This window comes from Pseudomonas sp. S4_EA_1b, from assembly GCF_016307435.1.
Classification (GTDB): Bacteria; Pseudomonadota; Gammaproteobacteria; order Pseudomonadales; family Pseudomonadaceae; genus Aquipseudomonas; species Aquipseudomonas rhodesiae.
The window spans coordinates 15,509-33,046 of the sequence record NZ_JAEILC010000009.1 but is presented as its reverse complement, the minus strand read 5'-3'; the positions used below and the strand labels follow the sequence as shown (position 1 = coordinate 33,046).

Annotated in this window: 12 protein-coding genes and 3 pseudogenes; 6 read left to right on the top strand and 9 right to left on the bottom strand. The window is 56.5% G+C overall.

What is annotated here, in order from left to right; all coding sequences use genetic code 11:
- The first annotated feature begins 147 nt into the window (after positions 1 to 147).
- Positions 148 to 1,416 (top strand): tyrosine-type recombinase/integrase, encoded by a 1,269-nt coding sequence (locus YA0848_RS02425; RefSeq protein ID WP_169902529.1) that lies wholly within the window; start codon positions 148 to 150, stop codon positions 1,414 to 1,416.
- 374 nt (positions 1,417 to 1,790) lie between these two features.
- Here the strand turns inward: YA0848_RS02425 and YA0848_RS02420 are convergent.
- The 4 genes and pseudogenes from YA0848_RS02420 to YA0848_RS02405 all read right to left on the bottom strand — a co-directional run bounded on the left by YA0848_RS02420 (position 1,791) and on the right by YA0848_RS02405 (position 6,511).
- Positions 1,791 to 2,090 (bottom strand): annotated as a pseudogene (locus YA0848_RS02420) (hypothetical protein).
- Positions 2,091 to 2,214: 124 nt separating this feature from the next.
- Positions 2,215 to 3,534, bottom strand: a pseudogene (locus YA0848_RS02415) (N,N-dimethylformamidase beta subunit family domain-containing protein); the annotation flags it as partial.
- Between the two features lie 329 nt (positions 3,535 to 3,863).
- On the bottom strand, positions 3,864 to 5,213 hold the full coding sequence (locus YA0848_RS02410) for an MFS transporter (RefSeq protein ID WP_034097761.1): 1,350 nt from the start codon (positions 5,211 to 5,213) through the stop codon (positions 3,864 to 3,866).
- A 47-nt stretch (positions 5,214 to 5,260) separates the two neighbouring features.
- The gene (locus tag YA0848_RS02405) at positions 5,261 to 6,511 is read right to left on the bottom strand and encodes an MFS transporter (RefSeq protein WP_198712517.1); all 1,251 of its coding nucleotides are present in this window, start codon (positions 6,509 to 6,511) and stop codon (positions 5,261 to 5,263) included.
- A 101-nt stretch (positions 6,512 to 6,612) separates the two neighbouring features.
- On the opposite strand from YA0848_RS02405, the gene YA0848_RS02400 reads away from it, so the two are divergent.
- Entirely contained in the window at positions 6,613 to 7,581 is a 969-nt protein-coding gene (locus YA0848_RS02400) for an AraC family transcriptional regulator (RefSeq protein ID WP_034097758.1), read from the top strand.
- Between the two features lie 21 nt (positions 7,582 to 7,602).
- Here the strand turns inward: YA0848_RS02400 and YA0848_RS02395 are convergent, their stop codons facing one another.
- The 5 genes and pseudogenes from YA0848_RS02395 to YA0848_RS02375 form a co-directional block, all read right to left on the bottom strand.
- The gene (locus YA0848_RS02395; RefSeq protein WP_198712518.1) at positions 7,603 to 8,364 is read right to left on the bottom strand and encodes an SDR family oxidoreductase; all 762 of its coding nucleotides are present in this window, start codon (positions 8,362 to 8,364) and stop codon (positions 7,603 to 7,605) included.
- A 29-nt stretch (positions 8,365 to 8,393) separates the two neighbouring features.
- Positions 8,394 to 8,792 (bottom strand): annotated as a pseudogene (locus YA0848_RS02390) (EamA family transporter); the annotation flags it as partial.
- Positions 8,793 to 8,863: 71 nt separating this feature from the next.
- Positions 8,864 to 10,900, bottom strand: a complete 2,037-nt coding sequence (locus tag YA0848_RS02385; RefSeq protein ID WP_034097756.1) for a M3 family metallopeptidase — start codon at positions 10,898 to 10,900, stop codon at positions 8,864 to 8,866.
- A gap of 26 nt (positions 10,901 to 10,926) precedes the next feature.
- Positions 10,927 to 11,925 (bottom strand): DUF2891 domain-containing protein, encoded by a 999-nt coding sequence (locus YA0848_RS02380; RefSeq protein WP_198712519.1) that lies wholly within the window; start codon positions 11,923 to 11,925, stop codon positions 10,927 to 10,929.
- A 13-nt stretch (positions 11,926 to 11,938) separates the two neighbouring features.
- Positions 11,939 to 14,344: a TonB-dependent siderophore receptor gene (locus tag YA0848_RS02375; protein ID WP_198712520.1), complete on the bottom strand. Its 2,406-nt coding sequence runs from the start codon at positions 14,342 to 14,344 to the stop codon at positions 11,939 to 11,941.
- Between the two features lie 427 nt (positions 14,345 to 14,771).
- Here YA0848_RS02375 and YA0848_RS02370 point away from each other — a divergent pair, with 427 nt between their 5' ends.
- The 4 genes from YA0848_RS02370 to YA0848_RS02355 all read left to right on the top strand — a co-directional run bounded on the left by YA0848_RS02370 (position 14,772) and on the right by YA0848_RS02355 (position 17,518).
- Positions 14,772 to 15,284 (top strand): sigma-70 family RNA polymerase sigma factor, encoded by a 513-nt coding sequence (locus YA0848_RS02370; RefSeq protein WP_034097755.1) that lies wholly within the window; start codon positions 14,772 to 14,774, stop codon positions 15,282 to 15,284.
- A 12-nt stretch (positions 15,285 to 15,296) separates the two neighbouring features.
- Complete coding sequence (locus YA0848_RS02365; RefSeq protein WP_198712521.1) at positions 15,297 to 16,238, top strand: FecR domain-containing protein; 942 nt, start codon at positions 15,297 to 15,299, stop codon at positions 16,236 to 16,238.
- A 99-nt stretch (positions 16,239 to 16,337) separates the two neighbouring features.
- Positions 16,338 to 16,709, top strand: coding sequence for an STN domain-containing protein (locus YA0848_RS02360; RefSeq protein WP_152331819.1), 372 nt, complete (start codon positions 16,338 to 16,340; stop codon positions 16,707 to 16,709).
- A 14-nt stretch (positions 16,710 to 16,723) separates the two neighbouring features.
- Complete coding sequence (locus YA0848_RS02355; RefSeq protein WP_198712522.1) at positions 16,724 to 17,518, top strand: energy transducer TonB; 795 nt, start codon at positions 16,724 to 16,726, stop codon at positions 17,516 to 17,518.
- Positions 17,519 to 17,538 lie beyond the last annotated feature (20 nt).

The following is a 17,538-nucleotide window of genomic DNA, read 5'->3' as shown; positions in this document are numbered from 1 at the left end:
TCCAGTAAATTCCATAAAACCGTTTTATAACAATAGGTTAATGGTAATTTTAGTCCATTGCCGCCTGTCTAAATCCAGTGGATTCCACGACTCATGGGGGCATAATTGGGGGCAAATTTCGGTTCCTTAAAAAGGATGCCCCCACCGATGCCCCTAGATAATGTGGTCGTTTTCAAACGAAAACTCAGCGATGCCTTGATCCGCTCGCTGACCGAACCTGGCAAACACGCCGATGGCGAAGTTCCTGGCCTCTACTTGGAGGTGAGGGCGTCGAGTAAGGTCGGCAAATCCCCTTCCAAGGTTTGGCGATTGAAGTATCGGCTGCATGGGAAGGAAAACCGCTTCTCCATCGGCGCTTACCCCGACATTGGTCTCAAGGAGGCGCGCGACATTGCCCGCGGCGCGCGCCGCGACGTGGCTAACCACACCGCACCGCTCAAGGCCAAGACCGCCAAGATCGAAGCACACCTGCTAAACGAGGTGCGCACCTTCGAATACGTAGCCAAGCAATGGTTGGCGTTCAAGTCTGCCGAATTGGTGACCAAGTCCATCTCGGGGGTTAACGGAGCGCTGAACAACCACATCTTGCCCGCAATTGGTAAAAAACCGGTCAGCGAGATCAAGCTGGAGCACATCACCACAATCATTACGGAGTTGCGCCGCCAGCGCACCATGGCCATGGCCCGGCGCATACGTACCATCATCCGTGCCGTCCTGGGCTTTGCCGAGGGGCGCGGATGGGTGGAACGCAATGTGGCGCTCAGCAACATTGAGGAGTTGAAGATCCGGCATGTCGTGACCAGCAACCCCGCGATCGAAAGGCCATCCGACCTGGGCAGGTTTCTTCTACGCCTTGATGACTGCAACGACGGCAGCGTTGCCACCGCAATGCGCCTGCTGGTCATGTTGCCGGTCCGCCCAGGCGAACTGGTGCAAATGCGCTGGGAAGATGTCGACTTGGTGGGCGCCGATTGGCGTTATGTGGTGAGCAAGACCAAGCATCTGGACAAGAGCAAACACATCGTGCCGTTGCCTGAACAAGCCTTGGTTCTGTTACGCGAGCTAAGTAAAACCCGCGTGGTGGATGAAGAAGGCAAAGGCTGGGTGTTCGTCTCGCCGTTCTATCCGGGTCGCCCTATCAATCCGACCTCCATGCTCAAGTCCTTTCAGCGTATCTGGCCGGAGTATGACATCACTGCTCACGGCTTTCGCGCGACCTACAGGACCATTGCCCACGAGCACTTGGGCATCGATCCAATTGTGCTCGAACTGTCGTTATCCCACCGGATGCCGGGGTCGCTAGGGGCTGTATACGCGCGCGCACAACTGCTGGTACAGCGCCGGGAAGCGGCTCAACAATGGGCTGACTACTTAGATCAGTTACGGCAAAACGCTCCGCGAATAACCGCAGATTGACGATACAGGGAATACAAACCAGGAGATTGGAGCGGGAAACGGGACGCACCAGAAGTGACTCGCTTGTCCTAACCCGGAGGTCATCATGACCAGTTGCGCGCATGCCCCGGGTGTAGCGGGTTTGGTGCAAGTCATCGAGCGAGAATAGCGGTTTAAAGCCTGGGTGCGACTCAGCAATCCTGAGATGGGCTTCGGCCAGCTCGTCAAAGCGGATAATCCCGCTTACGCCGTACTCATCGCATGTACCTACAGACGGGTCTCGCGCATGCCCTTACCGCGAAATTCGATATCCATAAACTGTGGTCTGCTCCGTCTTGTTATAGAAATGAGTTAGTAATCCCAAAAGCTCCCCACGCATGGCCAGTACTGCTTTGCTATTGACGAGAGTTGGTCTCCTCAGCGGGATAAAACTCGCCCGCCTTCCCAATTTTTTCAGTTGTTCGCGCACCATTATCTCAACACGGGCCACTGTGGCCTGATTGTCAGGATTGACCAACTGCCCGCATAGGCGTCGGACATTCTGATCGTGGGTGCCCCTCGCTCATCATCTAGTGAGTGAAGACCTGCTCGCCACGCCATAGGCACAGTTTGGTATGAGTTTCGCCAAACCCTATTTCGTTGATTGATCCAAGGTCGGTGGTATCCAATTGATCCACGGTGATGGTCTTATCCATGGCGCTATACCTTACTAAATGAGTAGGTAGAGATAGACTTGCACGCATTGGCGGCCGTTCCAAACGTCTGCAGCTCAACAACGCCAACGGTGGTTAAGCACGCTCCGGATCCAGCTCTCGATAGCTACATATTGCGCAAGAAACGCTCAAGCACATTTTTGGTGATCATCACGGTGTAAATGTCTGCTTGCATGAGCCCATGTACCCATTCACACGTGGCGGCAGTAAAGACCTCACCTCGACCTTTGTGGAAGTGCACCACCATGCCGGCCCCGCGGCTATGCAAATCGATGCTGGCGTCGCTAAGGTCGGGCGCCAGGATGGAAGCACGAAACCGGGCGTCGCCATCGCCGAGCATGAATGAATAGGCATCCTCGGACCGGCCATGCTCGGCATTCGTCGCCCAGCCCATTGCGAGGATTTGCAATCCGCAGGGCGCACCGTCTGTGTAGAGCGGTTCCGGGAGGCCGTCGACGAACGTGTATTCCAGGCCATCCACCTCATAGCCAAAGATGTTGGCCTCGCCTCCAAACATGTCCGCGTAACCCAGGCCCGTCTCCATGAACGCCCAGTGCTTAGGCCTGAAGACGGTATACCCGCGAGGACTGCGCGGAGCCATTCCTACAAAGCTGGCGTATATCCCGCGCAGAGCATTTACCCCGAACGTAGTTGCCCCGGGGTGATTTACCCGCGGATCTTCCCGGGCCCCCGTTAGCCGATGAGGCTCGGTAGCGGCCACAGGATCGAGCGCGCCGGCGTCGTACTTGTAGGCCACCTGCCGCCGTCCTTCATCTTCCAAGCGGATCTGCCACATGAAATTGCCGGCGAAGCGCGCCACCTTGCCGCCCTCCTCTACAAAGGCGTCGACATGGTCACGCATTTCCCGCGTCCAGTACTCGTCGTGCCCTACGAAGACGGCGCAGGCGTAGCCCTCAAGTGCGTGCCGGTCGTGATGCAAATCGTCCTGAGTCAGGATATGCACCGTATAACCTTGCTGTTCGGCCCAGACCAAAAAAGGTCTTTCGAAAGACGCCCACCCCGCCAGCGCGTAGTACTTGGCGTAGCCGTTTAGGCTGGCCCATTCGATGAATTCATAGCGTGCCGGCCCTGGCTTGCGAGGCCGGGTCGCGTTGATGCAACGTGGTGCGCCTTCCGGCAGCCAAACCTGCCCTCGCGCCCAAGGGCGCTGCGCCGACAGCAACGGTGAGCGGCCACGCGGCGTGCCGGGGTGAAGGCCAAAGTAATGATTGGCACCGCCCCAGTCGTTATAGGCGGCCCAAGTCGAGGTGGCTGCGACGAGCACCAAGGCATCGGCACGCTTGCGCAGCGCCTTGACGATGAACAGGTGATGCCCGATGACGCTGTCAGCACCATCGAGTATTTCCACTATGTAGCCACCCTGCTCGGCATCCGCCGGGATTGACCATTGCATGAAGACAGGCCATTGGCAGCCATTCTCATAGGCACGTTAGGGTATGGGATGAAATCGCGCGTCAAGGTTGTCAGTGGTATGCAGCGTGCGGGCGATGGCGCCATCACGATAGATCCGCAGTCTCACTTGCGGGCGGTTTGACGACAGATACAGGCAAACCGAATCACCCTGCCTATAGGCGCGGCGGTCCGAGTAGCACCAGGCGGCCGCCGGGCCTGACTCGCAAGGGACTTCGACCCAAATCTCGCGTGCGGCCTGACGTGGCCCCGAAGTCTGGCTGACGGTCACGTTGGCGCCCGGTCGTTCGCCTCGTGCAGCGGAGTTTTTGAGGTCTGTTGAATTCATTGAGTCGTACTCCTTTGATCGGCTGATTCTGCGGCTCGATCAGCCAATGTGTTTACGCTGAGCCGAGCTCCAGGCGCCTCGATGTGCGCAAGGTCGATGCCAGCCGTTTCGTCGATAAGAAACCCTGCCAGCACAGTGACTACGCCCAACCCGATGACGTAGCTGACGTACAAATAGCCAAGGTCGGCGCCGCCAAGATAGTTGTGCAGATAAGGAGCGGTGCCGCCAAAGATCGCCACCGAAACCGACGAGACCAAACCGACGCCCTGTGCCCGAGCCTGAGTTGGCACCTGCTCGGAGAGCACAGCGGGGAAAATCGCCGCGATCAACGACCAGGCGCCGAGCCCCAGCACCTGGGCCAGGAACAGCGTGTAGGGCTCAATGGTCACCATTATCGAAATGGGATAGGTCAGCACGATCACACCCAGGCCCCAGGCGATAACCATGGGCCGGCGCCCTACCCGATCGGACAACATCCCGCAGACCGGCAACCAGCACACACAGAGGATCTGCGCGAGAAGACTCGCCACATAGGCACCCGTGGCGTCCATGCCCTGGGCAATCGCCGTCGAAGCGCCGAACGTGACCCAGGCGTAATAAGTGACATTGGCGGCCGCTGCAAGCATCACGATGTTACGTGCAACGCGCACCATCTCCCCCCTGGACAGCTTGCGCGGCGGCCGCGCCAGACCCTGCTGCGCTACGAACACATGAGACTCCTTGGCACCACGGCGCAAAAACAGCGCATAAATACCGAGTACTCCACCGATGGCGAAGCCAATCCTCCAGCCGTAGTCACCCATGGCCTGCGCGCCCAGCAGCCAGGTCAGCACTGCCGCCACGGCCGTTGCCGCCATCACGCCCAGCGTCACCCCCACATACACGGAACTCGACCATAAGCCACGGTGCTTGCTTGGGGCGATCTCGGCGACATAGGTGTAGGACACCCCCGTCTCGCCACCATGGGCGAGCCCCTGCATCAGCTGGAAAAACAGCAGCGCGCCCGAGGCATACAAGCCGATGCTCTGGTAGTCAGGGATAAGCGCGATGCCCAGGCTGCTGATCGCAAGCAGCAGCATGGTGAGCACCATGATGGTCCGGCGCCCCAGTCGGTCGCTCAATCGGCCAAACAACCATCCGCCGACAGGGCGTGCGACAAAGCCAACCGCAAACACCGCAAGGGTCGCGAGCATCGCCGAGCGCGCATCGGTCTTGTCGAACAGATTGCTTGCCAGGTACACCGAAAAGGTTGCGTACAGGGTCCAGTCAAACCATTCAAGCGCATTGCCGATACCGGCTGCGCGCAACGATTTGAGGCGTCCTTGGTGGGACGTCGTATTGTTCATGGGTATCTCCTGTTGACGGACGGATCGAGACGGTTTGGCCAACCGGATCAGAGGTGCAACGCGGGCTTGGGCTGGCGAACGCCATGGGCAGAAGGGACGCGGACACGCAGCGCAATCAGCAATGCGGCCAGCAGCATCAGCACGGCCGCCGCTACGAATACGCCTGCGCTGCCACCGAGGCTGAACATTGCACCGCCCGCGGCGGCGCCGGTGGCGATGGCTGACTGCACAGAGGCCACTACCATGCCTCCGGCGCTTTCCGCCTGATCAGGTACCGCGCTGGCGACCCAGTTCGACCACGCCACCGGCACACCACCAAAAGCCAGACCCCAGACCGCCAGCAGTACCGCCTGCCCCGGCAACGAGGCCGGCAACAGCACCAACGCCAGTGCTGCAACGCCGACCAGCGCGGGCATCAGCACCAGAGTGGCCAGCGGGTGGCGCTCCAGCAGCCTGCCGGCCAACAGCGTGCCGACGAAGTTCGCCACACCAAAGCCCAGCAACATCAGTGACAGCCCTTGCGAGCCGATGCCGGTAGTCCCTTCAAGGAATGGCCGAACATAGGTGAACATCGCGAAGTGGCCGCTGTGCACCAGCACACATCCGAACATCCCGATGGCAATGCCCGGACGCTGCAACACCTCGACAACGGTGCGCAGACGTGCAGGCCGGCGCGGTGCAAGGCGCGGCAGAGTGAACGACTGGAACGCCAGGGTCACCAGGCCGACCGCCGCTGCGGCGAAGAATGCGCTGCGCCAGCCATATAACCCGCCCAGATAGCTGCCCAGCGTCACTGCGACGACCGTGCCGATGGCAATGCCGCTGAAAATGATCGACAGCGCCCGGGGCAACAAAGCACTCGGCACCAAGCGCATCGCTACCGCCGCCGCCATGCTCCAGAACCCGCCAAGGGCAATGCCCAGCAAGATGCGCATCAACAGCAGCACCGCGAAGCTGGAGGAAACGGCGACCAACAGATTGGAGGCGACCATTAGCGTGGAAAAACCCAGCAGCACCCAACGTCGGTCGATGCTGCGGGTCAGGCCTGGCACCAACAGGCCGGCGAACAGCGCCACTACGGCAGTCACCGTTACCGCTTGGCCAGCCAGCGATTCAGACACTCCCAGGTCGGTAGCCATCAGCGTTAATAAACTGGCCGGAAGGTACTCAGCGGTGAGCAATCCGAACACACCCATTGCCAACGAGAAAACGGCCATCCACGCAGGCGTCGCAGGCTCTACATCCGCGCCGACGCCAGGATGGCGGTCGGATACGGCATTACATACACAGTCAGTCATTGCACGAATCTCCCAATCTTCATTGCGAGCCGAGTCTAGGCGCGGAAAACTGGATGATCTATGATCCAAAGTCTCTACTTTTTGACTAAAACACCTGAACGATGCCTGCAGATCAGTTTGCTCTCTCCTCGGATCTCATCAACGAGCTGTTGCGCGGCATGCGCCTGCGTGGCGTCGAATACCGGCGTATCCAGGCGGGTCCGACCTTCGGTTTGGGCTTCGCGGAAAAACCTGGGCACGCCTGGTTCCACTTCATGGCCGTCGGCAATGCGTTACTGCGAATGGAGGACGGCAGCACCTACGCGCTGTCTGCCGGCAACGCTGTGTTCATCTCCCATGGCGCAGCCCATCAACTGTCGTCCCATTCGGACGTGCCTGTTGAAGACATCGAGCGTCTGGACGGCGCGCCCTTGGGTGACACCGTTAGCGCGGTGAATACCGGAATCGATGCCAGCCCCACGCCGAGCACTATTTTGTTCAGTGGTTGCATGGAGTTCGAACTGGGCAGCATCCATGGTCTTGGTCGGCTGATGCCGGGACTGATGCTGATTGATGCCGGCGGCCAGCGTTACCCCGGACTGGTGCCGATCCTGACCACCATGGAGCGCGAGGTCGGCGCCGCGCGTATCGGCTTCGCCGGTATCCTCGCGCGGTTGGCCGACGTGGTGGCCGCCATGGTCGTTCGCGGGTGGGTGGAGTGCGCCTGCGGGAATGCCTCTGGCCTGGTCGCCGCCTTGCGCGATCCGCGCTTGGCCGGTGCACTGCTGGCGCTCCATCAACAACCGGGCCGCGACTGGACTGTTGCGCAGCTGGCCGAGCACTGCAATACCTCGCGCTCGGTCTTCGCGGACCGCTTTCAGGTGACGATTGGCACGACCCCGCTGCGCTACGTCACCGAACTGCGAATGCGGCTGGCAAGCCAGTGGCTGACGCTCGAAAGGCTGCCGATTGAAGAGGTGGCGCAGCGCTTGGGCTATACATCCCAGGCTGCTTTCAGTCGTGCATTCAAGCGCATTACCGGCCAGACACCGGGTTTGAGTCGTAAGGCGAGGCAAGCCGAACGCAGGTAGCCGATGATCCGTGCCTTTGACTCATTTACCGCCCGTTACGTCGAGGAATGTACCGGTAACGAATGATGCCTCCGCGCTGGCCAGCCATAGAATCGCGCGCGCCACTTCCTCCGGCTGACCGCCCCGCCCCATGGGGATCGAGTCCTTGACACGATCGACCCGCCCCGGCTCACCGCCACTGGCATGCATGTCGGTATAGATATGTCCGGGGCGAATACAGTTAACGCGTATGCCTTCCCGGGCCACCTCCTTTGCAAACCCGATGGTGAAAGTCTCCAAGGCGCCCTTTGACGCCGCGTAGTCGACGTACTCATTCGGGCTGCCAAGGCGCGCCGAGGCCGAAGAGACATTGATCACCACGCCGCCCGGGCCGTCGTGACGGTAAGACATGCGCTTCACTGCCTGCTTGGCACAGAGTATTGGCCCGATGGCATTGACCGCAAAGATGCGCTGCATCCGCTCGTAGCCTAGGTCCTCCAAGCGTGACTGAGGCGCCAGCATGCCCGCGTTATTGACCAGTACGTCGATGCGTCCGAATGTGCGGTCGATGGCCGCGAACAAATCGGCGACCTGTTGGGGGTCCGCACTGTCGGCCCGCATCGCCAACGCCCTGCGCCCCAATGCTTCTACATCCGCAGCCACGGCCAGCGCTGCGGACTCGTTAACAACGTAGCTGATAGCGACGTCATAACCTCTTTCGGCGGCGAGCCGGGCAGTTGCCGCCCCCACTCCACGACTTCCCCCCGTGATAAGAATCAGCGGTGCCTGCGAGACGTTGACCATTAAACATAGCTCCTGAGCCGTTGGCTGTATCAGCCGATGATGAGGGTGCCGCTGGCGATCACTACGCACGCCAGTATTCGGCGGGCGGTGAGCGTCTCGCCAAGGAACACATAGCCGATCAACGCCGCAAACAGCACGCTGGTTTCGCGCAATGCCGATACCGCGCCCAAGGGCGCTTCGTTCATGGCGTAGATCACCATTCCATACGCGAGCAAAGAGACCAGCCCACCGACCAACGCGGTCACTGTTCCGGGACGGATGGAGAACAAGCTGCGGGCGTCACGCAGGCCAATGTAGACCACCGGCATCAGCACGCCCCACAGCGCGCACATCCACACCGTGTAGGCAAGCGGCGCACCGGAGAGCCTGGCGCCGATGCCGTCGACCACGCTGTAGGCCGCGATAAAGCCGCCCGTCCCCAACGCATAAATATGCGCCCATCAACACGCTAGCGCTCAGCGAGCTGCTCTAATTAAGATATGAAAATCGCTCAGCGAATTTACAAGCTCAGCCCATTCTGTTTCAGCAAAGCATTGATCCGAGGCTCACGTCCCCGAAAACGACGGAACAGATCAAGTGCAGGCTCCGCGCCCCCCATTGCTAATACCGTATCTCGGAACGCTTCGCCCACTACGGGATTGAATAACCCTTCCTCGGTAAACCGAGAAAACGCGTCCGCCGCGAGTACTTCAGCCCACTTGTAACTGTAGTAACCCGCCGCATAACCGCCCGCAAATATGTGAGAAAAGCTGTTTGCGAAACGGTTATAGTCTGGCGGAATGATCAGTGATACCTCCTTGCGAACAGTCATCAACAGGGCAGTAGGGTCCTGAGGTTGGATGCTGGCATGCAGTTCGAAATCGAAGAGAGAAAATTCGACTTGGCGCAGCGTCGCCAACCCAGCTTGAAATTTTCGGGAATCGGTCAGCCGCACCAATAGATCCTCGGGCAATGGCTCCTTACTGTCGACATGGCAGCTCAGGCGACGCAACACTTCCGGCTGCCAGCACCAATTTTCCAGATACTGACTCGGTAACTCCACCGCATCCCACGCCACGCCATTAACGCCCGCTACCCCTGCCTGCTCCACACAAGTCAATAGATGATGAAGGACATGCCCGAACTCGTGAAACAGCGCTGTGACCTCGTCATGGGTCAGTAGCGCTGGCTCGTCGCCCATACCCGGCGTGAAGTTGCATACCAAATTAGCAACGGGTAGATGCAGGGCCCCTTGTGCGTCTCGACGGCGGCTACGACAGCCGTCCATCCAGGCGCCCCCGCGCTTATTTGGGCGCGCATAAAGGTCCAGAAAAAAGCGTCCCAGCCGCTCTCCATGCTCTACTACCTCAAAGAGGCGAACGTCAGGATGCCACCGATCGAAGTTCTTTAGTTCATTGATCTGGACATCATGTAGACGCTCAGTGAGCTCAAATAAGCCGTTAAGTACATGGTCGACGGGAAAGTAGCTCCGCACTGCCTCTTGGGATAGCGCGAGATGCTGTTGTTGGTATAACTCGGTAAAATAGCCGATGTCCCAAGCACACAAACTATCAGTACCCATTTGCGAGGCAAAACTAGCGAGTTTCTGCAACTCATGGTCAGCACGTTCACGACTGTGTGCGGCCAACTCATGTAAAAAATCCAAAACCTGCGGCACAAGATCGACCATCTTAGTGGCCAAACTCAGCTGAGCGTAATTGTCATAGCCCAGCAATAATGCCAACTCGGCGCGACGCTCGAGGATCTGATGCATTATTGGGCCATTGTCGAACACGCCGGCATTGGGGCCCAATTCGGATGCCCGTGTAACATTGTTGAAGTACAGCTCCTCACGCAGGCTCCGGTCGTGAGCGTAAGTGAGAATAGCCTGCACGCAGGGTGTCTCCAGTGTCAGCAACCAGCCTACCAGTCCTCGCGTGTGCGCAGATTGAGCCATGAACGCCTTTGCCGCCGTCGGAACACCCGCCAGTTCTGCTTCATCCACAAGCAAGCGGCTCCAACACTGCGTGGCATCCAGAACGTTGCTTGCAAAGCGGCTCTCCAACCCACTCAGCTCCAGGCTCAATTGGCAAAACAGCTTTTGTGCAGCTGGGCCCAGGTGTACGCCTGACAGTTTGAAATCACGGATAGCGTGATCAATTACTGTACGTTGCGCTGTATCAAAACGAACATAATCTCGACTATTCAATAACGATTGGAAGCCGTTATATAGGGCCTTGTTTTGCCTCAGTTCGTTGCTGTAAACAGAGAGCTTCGCCAGTGCGTTGTCATAGGCTTCCCGCCATTGGGCATTACTGCAGACCGCGTTCAAATGGCTGACTGGGCTCCAGACCTCTTCTAGCGCAGCGTGGAGCTCATCCAGCTTGAGCACAAAGCTATTCCAATCCAAACCAGCAGCTATGCAGTCAGACAATTGAGAGAGCGCATTACGATTATCTGCCAGTACCTTATCAATGGCGGGGCCGACATGCTCCGGTCTGATCTTTGAGTAGGCTGGCAAATCATCGTTGGAAAGAAGTGGATTCGCATCGCACATCCAGATTTCCTCTTTAGAGATAACAATCAGATATCAAGGGCTAAAAACAAATAGGTAGCGAGCCAATGCCCACCCATATAGTGGTCGTAGATATGCGGCTGGCTGGCTTGCACATGCTGTCGGGCCGAGTGGGTCAATAGGTGATATTCCTGACTGTTCGATGGAAAGCTACGGGCGATTTCGCGCATACACCAAGCACGGCTGAAATTGAGTCCGTCCAAATGTGCCAGCCGCTCATCTCTACGATCAGTAACCTGCACAGGTATGAACAGCCGAGGGTGTCGCGCCTGTTCTGACAAGGGCAGCAACGACGAAAGCCAGGCGTGATAATCCGCTGGTTCTAGAACACGTTGCATCAACAACGCCCGCTGCCAGGTTGGGGAAAGAAAGTCTTCTCCACCAGGCTCATACTCTGGGTAGACCGGGCCTTGGGCGAAATATGAAATCGCGTGTTCGCTGAGTATTCTTTCCAGCGGGTCATCACCGAGTGCCCTTGCATAATCGAGCCCGAGTAACAACGTGAATGCCGTGTTGTTGTGTTGGCCGGTCTGAATCGGATACGCGAGCTTAGGCAAATAATCGACCAGGCGTCGCACGACCAATTCTGCCAGTGGCGCCAGGGTCGCGTACCACCTACCCGCCTGCGGCAACGACGAGGTTTTGAGTTGTGCCGAGAGCCTGAGTAACCAGGCCCACCCATAAGGTCGCTCAAAGCCCGCTTGGTCGGAGCGACGGAAGAACGCACACTCCCCTTCTACAGCTACCGGGGTAAAATGGTCGTTGAAGTGTTTTACGATCGTTCGTGCATGCGCGCCATCAGGCACGCGATCTAAGGCCCGAAGCAATAACCAGTGGCTATGCACGGAAGAGTGCCAGTCAAAACTACCGTAGAACACAGGATGCACCTGTCGCGGTGATTGTAAGTCCTCAACAGACTCAAATACGCGGCTCAAAAAATGCGGATACTCCCGGCACAGATGCAGCAGAGTCCCCGAGACGATATGCTCGATTGCTATGTCATTCATCGAATGGGTAGGCTCAAAAGTTGTAAGTGAATGTCAGGCGAGCATTGCGCTCTTCTCGCAAAGGGACAAAGGCCCCCGTAGACCACGAATTATAGAGAGTTCGGCCAAACACATTTTTTACGCCCAGTGTGAGCGAATAATCTTGTGCATGATAGAAAAGTGAAATATCGGTACTGGCTCCCCCAGGAACAGCATAGGACTCATAAGAAGTGGACCCTGTGGTTCCACTAAAGGCATCAACACCTACGCCTGCACCTAAACCCTTATACATACCCTCCTGCAATTCATAAGACGTCCAAACGTTGATTGATTGTTCCGGCTCCCCAGAAAAAAGAGGAGGATTTCCATCCAATTGAGCCGGCTCTTCAAATTTCACATGAGTGTAACTGCCTTGCACGTTCCACCCAGGCAGAATCTCACCTGCCAGATTGAGGTCGTATCCTTTGCTAGATCGAGATTGACTGCCGATGGGTTGCCGCGTGAACGGGTCTTCGACAGGGACATTGTCCTCTTCCAGCTCAAAGTAGGCGTAGGTAAGCGTGAGGCTATCGTTTAACAAGTTAAACTTCACGCCGGCCTCCTTCGATTTGCTGGTCAGTGGCTTTAATGGCTCTCCCGTTGCACTATTTAAGCTACTGGTCCCACTAAAGCCGTGAAGTAAGTTGGCGTAGATAGTCATCTGCGGAGTAACGTCGAAGCTGATGCCATAATTAGGCACCCATTTTTCCGATTCATCACCAGCGCGGGCAATCGAAGTGCCGTCTTCAGCATAAACCTGCACGTCACTGATCCACTCTGCCTTTTTAGCGGCAAGTAATACGTGAGTTCGATCGCCGATTTCCAATTGATCCTGCAAAATCAAACCTCGCTGCTGAACACGGGATTTATTCCAGCGATAGTTTGGGCTGCCTATTCCAGGCAACAAATCGATGGAATGAGGATCATAGATATTCACTTGAGGATAAGCGCCAGCCGAATCGATCACGTTGAGATCATCTTCGGTACTGTCAATGTGTTGATAATCAACACCCAGTAACAGCTTATGGGTGATAAATCCTGTATTTACCTTGCCGCGTACATCGTTCTGCATGCTCCACGACTTAGTATCAATTCTAGCGGCATAGGGCGAGGCAAACCCCACAGAACCATCCGGTTCGACTTCAACGTTTTGCCACACCTTCAGGTTTTCTGTGCCGTCGACATAGGTGGCCTTGCTGTTGAATGACCAGCCGCCGAGCAATTCCTGGGAAAACTCGTAATAACCGGTTTTGCTAGTATTTTGAAATCCATTATCTCTGGGAAACAGACGCTCACTTGGTAGCTTCTGGAGCTTGCCCCCCATGACAATGGTGGAGCGAGGCGCTGCGGTTCTGGTATTGCTGGATTCAGCGCCAACGGTCAACCGACGACCGTCGTTTTGCCAAGTCAAAGCAGGTGCTACATAAGTCTCACGCTCACCATCAAAGTCCGGAGCCGATTTGTCGGATTTCATATTCGACATATTCAACCGATAGCTGAGGGACCGATCCTCATTGAGCGCACCTCCCAAATCCAGACCCTCTTTCAACTCCCCGTATCTGGCTACTTCCACGCTCACGGCTCTCAGTTCCTCAGTCACCGGAGCTTTTCGTACCATGTTGATGGTGCCTCCCGGCGTGGAACTGCCTGACATGATCGAGTCCGGCCCCTTGACGACTTCAACACGTTCAATGCCTTGCACCGGTATGCTGTTGACCCCCGGGTTCGGAATACCATTGGTAGACGTCTGCTGAACCGAGAACCCTCGAATCGTAAAACTTGAACCGCCTGTAGCGCTTGGGGTTTGCTGCACCCCTGCTGAACTCTTAAGCGCATCAGCAAGATCCGTGGCTTGACGATCCTTAAGCGCCTTCGCAGAAATAACTTCAACTGACTGGGCTGTTTCTTTCAGGGGCGTGTCTGTCCTCGATACCGTGCTGGAATTGGAAGGGTTGTAGTACAACTCATCATCGCTCAGCGAACCTCCCCTTACCGAGATTTCAGGCAGTTGTGCGTCATTGCCAACAATAGTTGTCGGACCTACAACTAATGGCTCCGCGGAGCGCGTTACGGTCAACGTACCATTTTCCGTGACGTCAAGGACTAAATCGGTCCCCTGCAAACAGGCAGCAGTGGCCTGCTCAACCGTCATATTGCCGTTGACGGCACTCCCCCTGTAGTTGTAGACAAGGGCCGGGTCAAACGAAATAGTTCGCCCACTCTGCCTCGCTACTTTTAACAACATATCATTCAAAGCGCCGGCCGGAACGGTATAAACGTTACGAGCCACAGTCACATTTTCGTCTGACTGACCAAAGACTAACGCGGGCATTCCGCTCATGGCGAATGCGACGGCCAAATGCAAAGGCGTGAGCGCACAGCAGTGGATAGTACTTTTCATCAGCATCCTCGACGGCAAAGCAAGTTTTTTGGTGTTAATACCTACTTTGTGCAACGAGAATATAAAAGTGACAGTCCAAACCATGAAAAAGTCATCGCCCTACCGTGCGGCTGAACAGGTTCTAACGATAGATCCTAAAAATCTTAGGACTGAGCCAATCTCCTATTCATAATCGCCCGTTTTTGGAGCGTGTAATCAGGCAGACCAATTTTGGCGCACTGTTAGTGCACAAAACACGCTGCTCAGCCCTGGCGCTACAAAGAACTGCCAGCGCCGAAAGAAAAGAGATGACAGTCGACCAACCATTCACTCAACAGTCTTTATTAGAATGGCACTCACTTTGCATCATCTATAGCGCTGTCGCATCACTAACCGCAGTGCTCGCGCGCTCAAAGTAACCAGCCAAGGTTTACGGAAAACATACGTCATGTCCATTGCAGTGATTGGCAAGCCAGATTTGCTGACTGAGATATTCCGCAGTGACTACCGCTGGCTGGCAGAGCGCCTGCGCTACCGTTTGGGCTGCAGATACAACGCTGAGGACGTCGCTTCAGAATCCTTTCTTCAGCTGTCAACCTTGCCGGCCTTGGAGAGCGTACGCGAGCCAAGAGCGATGCTAACGACCATCGCTAATCGTGTTCTCTACGAGGTTTCTCGACGAAAAACACTTGAAAAAGCCTACTTGTTGGCGCTGGCTTCTGCGCCTGAAAAAGTCCACCCATCACCTGAAGAGCAGCACATGCTTCTGGAGTCCTTGGTTGCCATCGACAAGGTGCTTGATGGACTATCGAGCAAAGCGCGCCAAGCCTTTCTATATAGCCAGCTTGACGGCATGACCTACGCACAGATCGCAGATAAGCTTGGCGTCTCCGCCAGTATGGTACGGCAGTACATGACCAAGGCGTTGACCCAATGCTATCTCGTAACAGCTCAACGCTGATTGATGACTCCGATGTCCAAGACCATTGCCCCAGACCCTGCCGCGCAACAAGCCATTGAGTGGATGGTGCATCAGCAGTCGGGGGAAATGACAGATGCGCAGCGCGCGGCATTCGAACGGTGGCGTGCCGAAGATATTCGTCACGATTTAGCGTGCAGACGCATTGAGCAAGCATTGGGCAGCATGCCGCAAATCGCCGCAGAACCGTCTTTGCGAAACACCCTGAACAAGAACGGCAGTCGCCGGCAATTTTTGCAAAATACCCTTGCTATCGCCGCAGTCGCCTCGACCAGTGGGTGGCTGTACGACCGCCAAACGCCCTTATCGGGTTGGTTTGCTGATCTACACACTGGCACCAGTGAGCGCCGCACTACTCGATTGGCGGATAGCAGCATCATCACCTTGAACGCTCGAAGCAGTATTGACGTTAATGTGAACGTCACTCAACGTCATATTCAGTTAATCAAGGGGCAAATATATATCGATGCGCCGTCCGCGCAGATGCCTCTGCGGATCACCACCCGCGACGGACAGGTCAACCTGAACAGCGGGATCTTTACAGTCTCGGTGCGTTCCGAGGGAACTCGTATTACAGCGCTTTCACAGCCCGCCCAAATCAATGCGCATCGCAGCACCGGCAAGCTATTACAGAGGGGTCAGGGCGCGCTTATAAATGATGAACAGATCGCCATTCACCCAATCGTCATCAATGCGGAAAGCGCTTGGCTAGACGGACTGATCGAAGTCAACGATCAGCCTCTAGAGCAATTAGTCGAGGCTTTGCGAGACTATCGCACCGGTATTATTCGCTTGTCGCCCGACGCAGCAAAACTTAAGGTTAGTGGCATTTTCCCCCTCGACAATACCGACTACGCCCTCGATGCACTGATGCAAACATTACCTGTCGTAGTAAGCCGTACCACGGGTTATTGGATCAGTATTTCCAAAGCCTGAGCCTCCCTAAAACCCGTCACCAAAAAATAACGCCCACTCACTGTCACTTTTCTTTTCTGGTTGCACAAACCTTATAGAAAAGAACGAGAGTGTGCCGCCGTGAAACCTGTTGAACGCATAAGCCTTCACCTCCAAGCGCGATCGTTAAGTACGGTGCTGACCGTCTCGCTGCTGTGCTTTGGCCGTACAGGCTCGTCCTGTGAGCTGAATGATGCCCATTTGTTTCGAATCGATGCCAACAACCTCAGTGAAACTCTATTGCTGATCGGTCGTATCAGTGGCTGCACGGTGGTTTTTAAACCTGAGAGCGCTCGCGATTATCACAGCCATCCCATTCAAGGGCTGTTGAATGTACGCGAGGCGATGCGCCAGGCACTGATAGGCAGCAACCTTGAAATGCTGCAGACCCGAAACGGCTCACTGACCGTTCAGATGCTCAGTGCTAATCGCCGCTCATTGGTAAAAGAATGAGAAGAGAAACCGTAATGACCAATCTCAACATTGCGTTTACTGATGGCATCAATTGCCCAGTCTGGACCGTGGAATCCAAGGGCCCCCAAGAGCGTCGACGCTTGCCGTTTCATATACTCCCAATCGCTGGCGCGGTCCTCCTGGCACATTTGTGCCTGCTGACCTTACTGGCCGCGCAAACGAGCCACCGCGAAATCACCCTCGCGAATTCATCGCCGCCTTCCAGCGTGCGTATCTCGATGATCAGTCCCCCTGCCCCCCCTGAACCACCAGCAGCCATCATTTCTGAGCTAACCCCGCAAGTCATGACCAGCGAAACGGCGCAGCACCTCGTTGCGCAGGAAAAACCTAAGATCATTGAGCAACCCAAATCGCGGCCCAAACCTGCCCCCAAACCTGCAGCAAAGCCAGCGCCAACTCTCCCGCTAGTCGAGGCTCCGCCGCGACCTCCGACGCCCGCACCGGCCCGACCGCAAACACTGCCGGCTGACAGTAACAATGCACCACTGCTCGACCTGCCTTCAGCCGGCGCCAAAGACGTGCAAACCATCGGCTGCCGAGTGCCAGCCCCCAGCTACCCGCGCCAGGCACGCCGTCAAAGGATTGAGGGCAATGTGCTCGTGCGACTGCAAATCAATGCGCAAGGCCAGGTCCAGTCAGCCGTGGTGGCCCGGAGCAGCGGCAATCAGGAACTTGATGAGGCGGCGCGCGCCACGGTGATGAGTGCGTCGTGCGCCCCCTACATGGAAAACGGTCACGCGATATCCGTACGAGCCGTGCAGCCCGTGAACTTTAGTTTGAATCGATAAATCAGCCTGGGAGGTAATAA